The 11,402-nt window shown below is 49.8% G+C and carries 12 protein-coding genes; 5 read left to right on the forward strand and 7 right to left on the reverse strand.

Going from position 1 to position 11,402, the window contains the following annotated elements; translation table 11 throughout:
* A partial coding sequence (locus tag KQJ18_RS08490; protein WP_216421823.1) for a PTS sugar transporter subunit IIA occupies positions 1 to 223 on the forward strand: 223 nt, incomplete at its 5' end.
* Between the two features lie 77 nt (positions 224 to 300).
* Here the strand turns inward: KQJ18_RS08490 and KQJ18_RS08495 are convergent.
* The 4 genes from KQJ18_RS08495 to KQJ18_RS08510 all read right to left on the reverse strand — a co-directional run bounded on the left by KQJ18_RS08495 (position 301) and on the right by KQJ18_RS08510 (position 3,916).
* The gene (locus tag KQJ18_RS08495) at positions 301 to 489 is read right to left on the reverse strand and encodes a hypothetical protein (protein ID WP_071888160.1); all 189 of its coding nucleotides are present in this window, start codon (positions 487 to 489) and stop codon (positions 301 to 303) included.
* Positions 490 to 590: 101 nt separating this feature from the next.
* Entirely contained in the window at positions 591 to 1,454 is an 864-nt protein-coding gene (locus KQJ18_RS08500; protein ID WP_216421824.1) for an AraC family transcriptional regulator, read from the reverse strand.
* Between the two features lie 15 nt (positions 1,455 to 1,469).
* Positions 1,470 to 2,204 (reverse strand): two-component system response regulator YpdB, encoded by a 735-nt coding sequence (ypdB, locus tag KQJ18_RS08505; RefSeq protein WP_085047785.1) that lies wholly within the window; start codon positions 2,202 to 2,204, stop codon positions 1,470 to 1,472.
* A 14-nt stretch (positions 2,205 to 2,218) separates the two neighbouring features.
* The gene (locus tag KQJ18_RS08510; RefSeq protein WP_071888159.1) at positions 2,219 to 3,916 is read right to left on the reverse strand and encodes a sensor histidine kinase; all 1,698 of its coding nucleotides are present in this window, start codon (positions 3,914 to 3,916) and stop codon (positions 2,219 to 2,221) included.
* Between the two features lie 386 nt (positions 3,917 to 4,302).
* Between KQJ18_RS08510 and alaC the strand changes: the two genes are divergently transcribed.
* Positions 4,303 to 5,541, forward strand: coding sequence for an alanine transaminase (gene alaC, locus KQJ18_RS08515; protein WP_042306985.1), 1,239 nt, complete (start codon positions 4,303 to 4,305; stop codon positions 5,539 to 5,541).
* A 66-nt stretch (positions 5,542 to 5,607) separates the two neighbouring features.
* Here alaC and ypdK read toward each other — a convergent pair whose 3' ends face one another.
* Positions 5,608 to 5,679: a membrane protein YpdK gene (gene ypdK, locus KQJ18_RS08520; protein ID WP_010723117.1), complete on the reverse strand. Its 72-nt coding sequence runs from the start codon at positions 5,677 to 5,679 to the stop codon at positions 5,608 to 5,610.
* Positions 5,680 to 6,021: 342 nt separating this feature from the next.
* On the opposite strand from ypdK, the gene KQJ18_RS08525 reads away from it, so the two are divergent.
* Complete coding sequence (locus KQJ18_RS08525; protein WP_160955453.1) at positions 6,022 to 6,636, forward strand: lysozyme inhibitor LprI family protein; 615 nt, start codon at positions 6,022 to 6,024, stop codon at positions 6,634 to 6,636.
* 41 nt (positions 6,637 to 6,677) lie between these two features.
* On the opposite strand, the gene lpxP is transcribed toward KQJ18_RS08525, so the two are convergent.
* Complete coding sequence (lpxP, locus tag KQJ18_RS08530; protein WP_038642416.1) at positions 6,678 to 7,598, reverse strand: kdo(2)-lipid IV(A) palmitoleoyltransferase; 921 nt, start codon at positions 7,596 to 7,598, stop codon at positions 6,678 to 6,680.
* A 440-nt stretch (positions 7,599 to 8,038) separates the two neighbouring features.
* Here lpxP and KQJ18_RS08535 point away from each other — a divergent pair, with 440 nt between their 5' ends.
* Positions 8,039 to 8,281, forward strand: a complete 243-nt coding sequence (locus KQJ18_RS08535; protein ID WP_038642414.1) for a DUF2545 family protein — start codon at positions 8,039 to 8,041, stop codon at positions 8,279 to 8,281.
* 108 nt (positions 8,282 to 8,389) lie between these two features.
* Here the strand turns inward: KQJ18_RS08535 and pgtP are convergent, their stop codons facing one another.
* Positions 8,390 to 9,781: a phosphoglycerate transporter PgtP gene (gene pgtP / locus KQJ18_RS08540; protein WP_038642412.1), complete on the reverse strand. Its 1,392-nt coding sequence runs from the start codon at positions 9,779 to 9,781 to the stop codon at positions 8,390 to 8,392.
* A gap of 421 nt (positions 9,782 to 10,202) precedes the next feature.
* Here pgtP and pgtC point away from each other — a divergent pair, with 421 nt between their 5' ends.
* Positions 10,203 to 11,396 carry a phosphoglycerate transport regulator PgtC gene (pgtC, locus tag KQJ18_RS08545; RefSeq protein ID WP_216421831.1) on the forward strand — a complete coding sequence of 398 codons (1,194 nt, stop codon included), beginning with the start codon at positions 10,203 to 10,205 and terminating at the stop codon, positions 11,394 to 11,396.
* Positions 11,397 to 11,402: the final 6 nt, after the last annotated feature.

Here is an 11,402-nt window from a genome sequence, read left to right on the forward strand (position 1 = left end):
CAGTATTGCCCGGCTTGCTCAGCCGATAGACTGGCAGTCCGAGATGGGCGACGTTGAACTGGTGATCATGCTGACGCTGGGCGCCGATGAAGGCATTAACCACGTGAAGGTCTTCTCGCAGCTGGCGCGTAAGCTGGTGAACAAGCAGTTCCGCCAGTCGTTGTTTGCCGCTACCGATGCCGAAAGCATTCTGGCGCTGCTGGAGGCGGAACTGACGTTTTAAATTCTACAGAGAGGAACGCTTTCCAGCCTGCGGCGAGGCGCTTGCAGGCTGCGTAAACGCTTCTGATAGAGAAATTATTAATTTATGGTGTGTTGAATCGGCAGTTTCCCGGCCCTTAATAACGTCATCTCTTGTTTGCAGAGCAGTACTACCGCCTGGCGACCTTTTACGCGTCGGGCGGTGAGCGCTCTTTTCACGGTCCGACGATCCGCACCTGATTCCAGCATCTGAAGACACATCAGGGAAAGTGCACGTCTGTTTTTCATCGAATATTCACTTTGTTGAGTCAGCCTGCACGTTATGTGCGAAGGGGCGTTATTTTACAACGATACAAGTGGATATGACTAACGCGTTGGTGTTGTCTCAATCAACGTGCTGACTGGAAACGCGCGCCGTACTCGCCCGGCGTCAGGCCAAACTGACGGCGGAACAGGCGGCAAAAATAATCACTGTCCTGATACCCGCAACGCTGTGCGACTTCGCTAATCGACAGATGATATTTCTGTAAGATGATGCGCGCCTTCGCCATTCTCACCCACCGCACGTACTCGACAAATCCCATGGTGCCATGCTGGGTAAATATTTTTGATAAGTGATTCGGCGTGATATTAAAAAACTGCGCTACGTTGTCCCGGCTCAGCGATTGGGCATAGTTGTCCTGGACCCAATTACATATGCTGTGATAGAGAAATTCAGAGCGCGGGCGCGCTATATCAGGCCGGGTGTTGACCACGCTGCGGCATAGGTGCAGCAGGCTAAGCACCAGCGGTTGAATAATATCCTGGGCCTGAGGTGAGCGGCTTAAATGGGTCAATGCGGTAAGCATCGCCTCGCCTTCACCGCGCTGCGGATGTGGTAACTCAATGCGACGTACGGGACGCAACAGCGATGCGGTTCGGTTGTCGTAAAAAGAGAGTCCCAGCCAGGCTGGAGAAAATACCAGGCTCAAGAGCATCACCGGTTTATCGTTGCCTGGTAAATTCGCCGCTTTAGCCGGGATGAACAACATGTCGCCTTCCGCCAGACTGTGCTGCTGCTTTTCCAGTTGGTTGCTGTACTCTCCGCGCAGCACGATATCCAGGCGGGGCAGGTCAATACATAAACTGCCGGTCGGTAATGTGGTTCGCGGCGTAGCGAACCATACGCGCCCCAGACGCTGCGGATTTAACACCAGGCCGCTGAACAGATCGGCAAAAAACTGTTGGTCGGCGGGCAGGTCTGGCTCTTTCATTGCTCTTTCTCTGCGCTATAAGTGCATTAACTGTCTGAACTCTTTCACTTTACTCCGACTCACCGGGATTTCAAATTCCAGGTCTTTTAAGCGCAGAATGTAGGTGTTGTTAAACCAGGGTTCGATCTCGCGAATTTTATTCAAATTGACACAGAATGAGCGGTGGCAGCGGAAGAAATGTGAAGCAGGCAGTTTGCTGCAAAATTCGGTGATGTTCATTGGCATCACATACGACTCGCGCCGGGTATAGACGAAGGTCATCTTTTCATGGGCTTCAGCGTAGTAGATGTCGTTGATCGGGGTTACGATGATCCGCTCATCTTTAATCAGGTTGATCGTATCGTTTTCACGGATCACCGGGCTGGCTGGCGAGGTTCCCGCTTGCTGCTGTTGCCAGGCGGCCTCCAGCTTTTGCAGCATGCCGACAATGCGCGATTCCTGATACGGTTTCAGAATATAGTCAAAAGCTTCCAGTTCGAAAGCTTCAACAGCGTGCTCTTTCCACGCGGTAATAAACACAATAAAGGGCTTATGCGCGAACTGGCTGATGTTTTGCGCCAACAGTACACCATCCAGCGAGGGAATATTGATATCCAGAAAAATAGCGTCAACGCGGTTGTGCTGGAGATATTTCAGCACGTCAAGACCGTCGTCAAATGTGCCGACAATCTCCATCTGGCTGTGCTCTTTTATCAGCCAGCTTAGTTCCTGTTGGGCCAGGAATTCATCTTCGACAATGATGACTTTCACGACTTCACTCCTGGTTAAAGCAATAATGTGGCCGGTGCGGCTGCGGGCGAGTGCTGATTAGGCACATAAAAGGCAATCTCTGTGCCCGGCTCCAGACGGCGGATCAGTAATCCTTCGCCATAGAGCAGCTTAACGCGATGATGGACATTCAACAGGCCAATTTTATTACCCGGCATTTCATTGGATTCGACCCGCTCAATCACTTTCGGATCGATCCCATGACCGGTGTCCCGCACGGCAATTCGTACCCGATTTCCGCACTCTGCAACGCTGATGGTCACCACGCCTTTCCCTTTGCAGGGTTGAATACCATGAACAATGGCGTTCTCGACAAGCGGCTGAATCAGCAGGCTGGGAATATAACAGCTTACCTCTTCATCAATATCATAAATAACCGTCAGCTTGTCGCCAAAACGGGCCTGTTCGATGGCGATGTAATCCTTGATTTGGTACAGCTCTTTCTTGATGTCGATCTGCTCATCATCTTTTAATTCAATATTATAGCGAAGATAACGCGACAAATTAAAAATGAGCTGGCGCGCGGTGTCCGGGTTAAGTCGCACCGACGACGAAATAGCGTTCAGGGCGTTAAACAGGAAATGGGGATTTATTTTACTCTGCAGTGCCCGCAGTTCTGCCTTATTTGCCATTTCGCGTAGCTGTTCCGCCCGAGAAACCTCAAGCTGAGTCGAGATAATTTGCGACAGGCCGATGGCCATTTCCTGTAGCGAGGAGGTGATCTGGTGAGCGTGACAGTAGTAGATCTTCAGCGTGCCGGTGACAACGCCTTTCTCCCAAAGCGGGATCACCAGCATGGAGTGTATTTCCGGTGTCCGATGTGCTTCATCATTGTTTTTTATGATGATTTTTCCGTAATTGATCGCCTGTCGCGTGGTCGGGCTGACGAAGTCATCGTTATCGCGGTAATTCAGTTCACCCACGCCAACGTAGGCCAGAACGTGCTGGGTATTGGTAATCGCGACGGCGTCTGCATGGATGTCATGGCGAATAATTTCACACACCTGGCGGAGCGACTCGCTGTTGACGTGACGGAAAAGCGGCAGAGTTTTGTTGGCGATATCCAGTGCCAGCTTGGCCTGTTTCGCGGCGCTGGCTTCTTTCTCGCCCTCCACGCTTTGAACCAGCATGACGATAAAACCAATACAGACGCTGCCCAGGATCATCGGGATACCGATTTTCGAGACGATATCCAGCCCCAGCGCGGTCGTAGGCGCCCAGGCAACGACGAGGATCATGGTCAGGGATTCGCACAGCATTCCGCCTAAAATACCTGCGCGCCAGTGTTGCGCTTTGGGGATCTTACGGTTGATCCACCCGGCAATGCAGCCTGCCAGAATACTGGTAATAAAGCAGGGTAGGGCGGTTACGCCGCCAATATCAATCAGGTAGCGGTGGGTGCCGGCGATGAGTCCCGTAATGATGCCGACCCACGGACCGAACAAAATTCCCCCTGACATGACCGCGATAATACGTACGTTTACCAGTGAGCCTTCAACCGGTACGCCGGACCAGGTACTGAACAGGGCAAACATCGAGAAAATCGCGGTGACGGCGAGCAACTCTTTCGGGGAGTGAGCTGACTTGTGCAACAGTTCGCGAAACAGGCGGATACGAATCAGGAAAAACAGACAAAACAGCATCAGCGCTGCCCGGTCAAATACCGCCAGCAGCATATTAAATATTTCGTGCACGGGTGACTCTTGCGCAGGGGTTAAACCTCTATGATAGGCAACCTGAGTCTGGATGACCAGCGCCCGCGCAGCCTGCGGCTAATGAGGAAAAACCTTAATATTAAAAGGGGATTGTTGCATTGTTGTTGTATTTACAATACCTGTCTTCTAAGCGCAAAGATCAAGGTAATGTTTTCAACAATAAAATGTTAAATGATGGTAATTTTTAGCGGTGTGTGAAAATGAATATTTCCTCATTTTGTTTGCCTGTTCCTCATTTGTGTCGAAAAAAATATTTTGTTTTGCCTCTCGACAGAAGGAAATTATTCAGGCTATTTTCTAAACGTGCCACCATCGTGGCAGCGTCGCTCGGACGGTCCGGGCGCTAACGTTAATCTGAGGATATTATGGCTGACTCCCGCCCTGAACGTCGCTTTACGCGTATTGATCGCCTTCCCCCTTACGTTTTTAACATTACCGCTGAACTGAAGATGGCTGCGCGTCGGCGCGGCGAAGATATTATCGATTTCAGTATGGGGAACCCGGATGGGGCCACGCCTCCTCACATTGTTGAAAAACTGTGTACCGTGGCGCAGCGCCCGGACACGCATGGCTATTCCACGTCTCGCGGCATTCCGCGTCTGCGTCGGGCGATTTCCCGCTGGTATCAGGAACGCTATGACGTTGAGATTGATCCTGAATCCGAAGCGATTGTGACCATTGGTTCCAAAGAGGGACTGGCGCACCTGATGCTGGCAACGCTCGATCATGGGGATACGGTTCTCGTACCCAACCCGAGCTATCCGATCCATATTTATGGCGCGGTGATTGCCGGGGCGCAGGTACGGTCAGTGCCGCTGGTCGAAGGTGTCGATTTCTTTAATGAGCTGGAGCGCGCGATCCGTGAAAGCTACCCGAAACCGAAGATGATGATCTTAGGTTTCCCGTCCAACCCGACAGCACAGTGCGTCGAGCTGGAATTTTTCGAAAAAGTCGTCGCGCTGGCTAAACGCTATGACGTGCTGGTGGTTCACGATCTCGCTTATGCCGATATCGTTTACGATGGCTGGAAAGCGCCATCGATTATGCAAGTACCTGGCGCTCGTGATGTCGCGGTTGAATTTTTCACCCTGTCGAAAAGCTACAACATGGCGGGCTGGCGTATCGGTTTTATGGTTGGCAATAAAACGCTGGTCAACGCGCTGGCACGCATCAAGAGTTATCACGATTACGGGACGTTTACACCGTTGCAGGTTGCGGCAATCGCGGCGCTGGAAGGCGATCAGCAATGCGTACGGGATATTGCCGAGCAGTATAAACGCCGTCGCGATGTGCTGGTTAAAGGACTGCATGAGGCCGGTTGGATGGTTGAGATGCCAAAGGCCTCAATGTACGTTTGGGCGAAAATTCCTGAGCAATATGCCGCGATGGGGTCACTTGAGTTTGCCAAGAAACTGCTGAACGAAGCGAAAGTATGCGTTTCGCCGGGGATTGGCTTTGGTGATTATGGCGATACGCACGTGCGTTTTGCCTTAATTGAAAACCGTGACCGTACCCGCCAGGCGATCCGCGGCATCAAAGCGATGTTCCGCGCAGATGGCTTACTGCCTGCCAGTGCGAAATCGGCTATTGAAAGTACCGACTAACCGATCGTGAGATCTCCAAAAGCAAACAGGAGCCTGATGGCTCCTGTTTTTTGCTGCGTCTTTTATTTAGATCATCAGGGCGAACGTACCGGCCCAAACGATGACCATAAAAGAAATGCCCATAAAGAAATATTTCACTTTTCATCTCTCCGCGTACCTGGGTACGTCTGAATGAACATATGCTTACCTGACAGAGAGCTGATGCACGCGCAAACGAAATGGAGAATATCCCTCGTTTGCCTGGCGGCATCACCTCAGAATTCTGAGCTTTAGTGCTCCAGACGGCGCTAATGTACGCCTAAAAATGAGGTGAGACAAGAGGCATTTTTCTATTTAATTTTAATAACTTACAAGTGTCGTGATTCGGCGACAGTTTAATTTCTGCCGGTAATAAATTGCTATTGAGCGACGTAATGATTAGTCGGAGAATTCTCATATCACCATAGTATGTATGCGGTTAATTTTTCGCGGAATTCAATAATGAAAAGGTTAAAAATGACCAGATTAATGATGTTAGCACTCGTTCTTACGCCAGTGACGTCGATGGCGGCCTCACCGTTGGCGTTTAATTTCAGCTGCGCAAGTATTGGTGGTGTGAATAGTGATGGTAAAGGTAACGTTTGGATTGACGGTGCCAAGGCGACCGTAAAGAGCTTCAATGAAAACTACTGGGAAGCCAAAAGCGGCAAAAATACGCTTTCCATCTCCCGTAAAGATGACGGCAACCCGGAAGTTTCATGGGCAGGGCCAAATCGTAAGCACGGAATTTGTCAGCCTGAAGACAATATTGACTACGCCCCGGGGGAAAAATCGCCCCACAGCGGCCCTTCTTTCTCCTGCTCAGCGGTGGCAAAGGGAAGTATTGAAGAGGTTATTTGCCAGAGTCCATCACTCTCCGCGATGGATGTTAAGTTGAACGGGGTTTACAAACAGGCGTTGGTTAAATCGAAAAATAACCCAACGCTGAAAGCGGAGCAGCGCGGCTGGGTTAAAGGACGAAACGAGTGCTGGAAAGAGCAGGATAAACCAGCCTGTATTGCTCGTAACTACAATGAGCGCATGGCTGAACTACAGAACGAGTGGGGCGTTAAGTAATTCAGCCACAGACAAAAAGAAAGGCCGTAAGGCCTTTCTTGTTAGATATATAACGAGGCTTCCCCCATGGGGCGGGTTTTGAAGCGACGGTGGATCCAGAGATACTGCTCGGGCGCGCGCATGATCTCTTTTTCGATAATTTTATTCATATAAGCCGCAGCCTGGCTTTCATCTGCCGGGTAACCTTCCATTTGTGGTGTGATAAACAGGCGGTAACCTGAGTTATCTGCTTTTCTCACCATGGTTACGGTCAGCATCGCTGCGCCCGACAGGCGTGACAGCACGTAAGTACCATTAGTGGTTGCCACGTTTTTAACGGCGAAGAAAGGCGCGAACGAGCTTCCTTTACGACCGTAGTCCTGATCGGGAGCAAACCATACCGCTTCCCCTTTTTTCAGGGCGCCGACAATGCCACGCAGATTATTTCTGCCGATCATGGCTTTGTTGGAACGCATACGACCGCGGGTTTGGATCCACTCCATCAACTTATTGTTGTGCGGGCGATAGGTTGCCATCATAGGCTGGCACAGCCCCATTACGCGGCCACCTAATTCGAGCGACATAAAGTGTACGCCTACGACCATCACGCCACGGTCTTCCATCTGGGCGCGTTTCAGGTTGTCCAACCCTTCTACATCAAACCATTTGCGAACGCGGTGATCCGGCCAGAACCAGGCCATACCTGTTTCAAGCAGTCCCATGCCGAGTGAACGGAAGTTCTCATCGACCAGTTTGTCTCTCTCTTCCTGCGACAGATTGGGGAAACAGAGTTCGAGGTTTTTACGTGCAATAGATTCACGGCGCTTTAAAAATGGACGAGCCAGTGTTCCTGTACGGGTACCAAGAAAACATAATACGGGATAGGGAAGTTGTACCAGTAACCAGAGCACACCGACGCCAAACCACGTGAGCCAATAGCGCGGATGTAAAAACGCGCGTGAAAATTTACATTGGGGAAACATAAGCACCTGTTGTTGATACGAAATAGATGTATCGCGAAGACGCTGGGTCTGGCGCGTTACACTCTGCACAGATCGTTAGGCCGCCATAAACGACATTGGTTCCTGCAAAGAGTGTAAAACTGAGTCAGGACAAAACCACGAGGGGCATGAATGATCGGACGCACAATGTACACCCGAAGATTAATGTCAGCCAGAAATAATTACTCAAGTTTCGTAAATATTTTGGGGGCGATTAAGAACAAAAAAAAGACTATTTATAATTCATTGTTTTTATGATGAATAAATAAACTCCAGGTGTATATCTAAATAGTAAGCAGATGAGTGATTTTTGTAACGTAAATGTTGCTTAAATTGCGGACTGATGGAAATTATCTTAGAATATAAAAACAAGGGAGTGTAAGGACTTACGTAAAGTTTTATGGCAAACAGGAGGTATCGCTATGCTCTATTTTTGGACCTTTCTCGCATTGAGTATTCTGAGCGTCAGTTGCTACATCTGGCAGGTAATGGGCGCTGCGGCGTCAATAAGCGCTTTTATCGGCATGGTCATACTCACCGCCTTAATTTACGTTTTTACTATGCGGTTGACTAATGGTAACGAAATGGTAACCGGATTATTCCTTTTTCTTGCCCCAACATGCGGTTTGATCATTCGCTTTATGGTGGGGGACGGTAGGCAATAATCCGGCGTGTTACGATTGGAAATGAATTTTCACGTTTAGCTGTTTTTTATTTAGCTGAGAGTAGGGAAGTGCCAGCTGCGCTGGCACTTTTTGCGAGACTGAAATCGATTAACGGGCGTCAGCCAACTGGAGTGATGCTTCTTCTTGCTGAGCATTTTTCCGCTGTTGCTCAAGTTCCAGCGCCCCGCGATGAGAGAGGTAGCAGAACAGGATGCAACAGACAATTCCCCCCATCAGCAGATAGAAACCGCCATGCCATCCCATTTTGTCGACCATTACGCCAAACAGGCTGGTGCCCAATGACGCGCCAAAAATGTAGCTCATAAATCCGCGCAATCCTACTGCGGAACCCACTGCGAAGCTGGGTACGATTTCCATGGTCTGAACGGAGGCCAGGAACTGAGGAACATAAATCAGGCAGCCAACGATGGCGGCAAAAATAGTCACCATCAACAGCGATTCGCTTTTCCAGTAGCCGATCAGACAGACGAAAATCAGTGCCATACAAATCATGGCCAATGGCATGCGACGGCCTTTAAACAGTTTATCGGTAAGCCAACCCGCCAGTAATGTGGAAGGGATTGCCGCCCATTCGAAAAATAAAAAAGCGACGCTCATTTCCTCTTTCGAGAAATGTTTTTCGGTTAACAGATAAATTGGCAACCAGCTAATCATGCCAAAACGTACCATATAGACAAAAACATCTACCAGTGAAACATACCAGGCATTTTTATTACGCAGGACATAAGTGCAGAAGATCTGGAAGGCGCTCATATTTTCTGGCGCCTGGACAGCGTGTCGGGCATTTAATACAACTTTTTCCTCCGGCATCATTTGTTCCAGAGCCGGTAAACCTTCCTGGCGTGGTGAACCTTTCCCCAGCATCAGCACGATAAATGCAAACAGGACGGCAACGCCGGCCGGAACAATATAGCTGGCGCTTTGCCAGTGTTCACTTCCCAAAATGGCAAAGGCGGCACCAACGATCGGGGCAACAATACCACCACCGACATTGTGTGAGATATTCCAGAATGCGCCAACGCGTCCACGTTCTTTACGCGGAAACCAGTTGGCGATAGTAATAAATGAAGGGCCGACGCCCATCCCCTGGAACAAGCCGTTGAAGACAACCAGCGCGGCAAAAATCCAGAATCCGGTACTGAACCCTAAACCTACGTTGACGATGGCGCACAGAATCAAACCGCATGCCATAAAGACTTTGGGGCTGGCTTTGTCTGCCAGGCTGCTCATAATGCCTTTACTGATCCCATAGGCGATAAGCATACAACTGCTGAGTAAACCGATCTGCGTGGCGCTGAGATCCAGATGCTCCTTCAGATAAGGCGTTGAGAGCGTGAAGTTATTACGCACAATATAGTACGCAAGATAGCCCAGGAATACGCTGAGTAATGCCTGAATGCGATAGCGGCCATAAGTTTCCTGGACTTTCTCCGCCGGGACTTTATTTGCCGCAGGCCCTGCCTTAAATATTGATAACATATCATCACCTAAATTTATATTGATGTGAATATCAGGAGTTTTCGTGGTGAAGAGTGAAATAGGCAGGAGAGAAACTCAAGTCGATGAAATGTGTCATTATTGACCCATTTTGTGGGTAGCGCGGCGGATTTTGACTCTTTTTAAATAATGATATTTTATTTCTGTTCTTTTGCGCGGACTTTTATTGCTGGCATGTGCGGATATTAACAAATTCATACTGTATTTTCGGGTATTCTTTGCTGATGTAGTCACTTTGCGTTTGGTAAACTTGCGAATAACCTTATTCCTCTCTGCTGTAGTGATAAACGGGTAAGTTTTGTCTCAATATTATTTTTTGCACATGTTGGTATTTATGAACGGGATCACAAACAGACTTTTCTGTTGGCGGCGTTTTTGGGCAATCTTGCTCTGTTTCATGTCGCTGTTGGCGAGTCGCCAGGCGTTGAGTAAAGAGCTGGTGATGGCCACAACCTTTTCTCCCGGCGCCACGGCCTGGATTATCCAGCGCTGGCAGACGCAGCCGGGATCGGTGATGATTCGCACGTTAAACCGGACCAGCAGCTCGCTGGAACAACTGCTTGATACCGCGAATGCGGAAAACGTTGATCTCATTTTGACCTCATCGCCCATGCTGTTACAGCATCTTCAGGAGCATCAGAAGCTGGCGCCCTTTGATAATGCGCTGCCGGAAAGCCAGAGGCTGGTGCCTGAGTCTATTCGTTCTACCTCTGTGGCGGTGGCGATATCCGGTTTTGGCCTGCTAATTAACCGTTCCGCGCTGGCGGCGCGACACCTTTCTCCTCCTGCTGACTGGGCGGATTTAACGCAGCCTAAATATCAGAATGCGTTGTTGATGAGTAGTCCGTCACGTTCCGATACCAACCATCTGATGGTTGAGTCGCTGTTGCAGCAAAAAGGGTGGGAAGAGGGCTGGGCGACGCTGTTAGCGAGCGCGGGTAATCTGGTGACGATTTCATCACGCAGTTTTGGCGTCGCCGACAAAATTAAGATCGGTCTTGGCGTTGCCGGGCCGGTCATTGATAACTATGCCAACCTGTTGCTCAACGATCCGCATCTGGCCTTTACCTATTTTCCTCGCTCCGCAGTGTCGCCAACCTATGTCGCCGTTCTCAAGAACAGCCAGCATGCCAGTGAAGCGCGTCGTTTTATCCGCTACTTATTAAGTCCGGAAGGACAGCGGATCCTTGCGGATGCGAATACGGGAAAATATCCGGTTACCCAGCTCGCGCCAGATAACCCACGGGCCGCTCAACAGGCTATGTTGATGAATCAGCCTGCGCTTAATTATCGGCTGATCCTTAAGCGGCAGCGGCTGGTGCAACGGATGTTTGATACCGCCATCAGTTTTCGTCTCGCACAACTGAAAGATGCCTGGCGAGCTCTATACAGTGCGGAAGCGCGCCTTAAACGCCCGTTACCCGAAATCAGAGCCTTACTGACCAGCGTCCCGATAGATGCCAGGCGTAGTGAAGATGAGGCCTGGCTTGCTCAGTTCGATAACAAAAGCTTTGCCGAACAGCAGATGATGGAATGGCAGCTGTGGTTTCTTAAAAATCAACGTCAGGCGATAGCAAAACTGGAAGAATTAAAATGAAAGGTG

Source organism: Citrobacter sp. S55_ASV_140 (assembly GCF_018919505.1).
GTDB classification, from domain to species: Bacteria; Pseudomonadota; Gammaproteobacteria; order Enterobacterales; family Enterobacteriaceae; genus Citrobacter; species Citrobacter werkmanii.

Excerpts from the sequence above, each read along its gene's own strand:
- KQJ18_RS08495 (WP_071888160.1), bottom strand. The coding sequence starts at position 489 with ATGAAAAACAGACGTGCACTTTCCCTGATGTGTCTTCAGATGCTGGAA.
- KQJ18_RS08500 (WP_216421824.1), bottom strand. The coding sequence starts at position 1,454 with ATGAAAGAGCCAGACCTGCCCGCCGACCAACAGTTTTTTGCCGATCTG.
- alaC (WP_042306985.1), top strand. The coding sequence starts at position 4,303 with ATGGCTGACTCCCGCCCTGAACGTCGCTTTACGCGTATTGATCGCCTT.
- KQJ18_RS08525 (WP_160955453.1), top strand. The coding sequence starts at position 6,022 with ATGAAAAGGTTAAAAATGACCAGATTAATGATGTTAGCACTCGTTCTT.
- lpxP (WP_038642416.1), bottom strand. The coding sequence starts at position 7,598 with ATGTTTCCCCAATGTAAATTTTCACGCGCGTTTTTACATCCGCGCTAT.
- KQJ18_RS08535 (WP_038642414.1), top strand. The coding sequence starts at position 8,039 with ATGCTCTATTTTTGGACCTTTCTCGCATTGAGTATTCTGAGCGTCAGT.
- pgtP (WP_038642412.1), bottom strand. The coding sequence starts at position 9,781 with ATGTTATCAATATTTAAGGCAGGGCCTGCGGCAAATAAAGTCCCGGCG.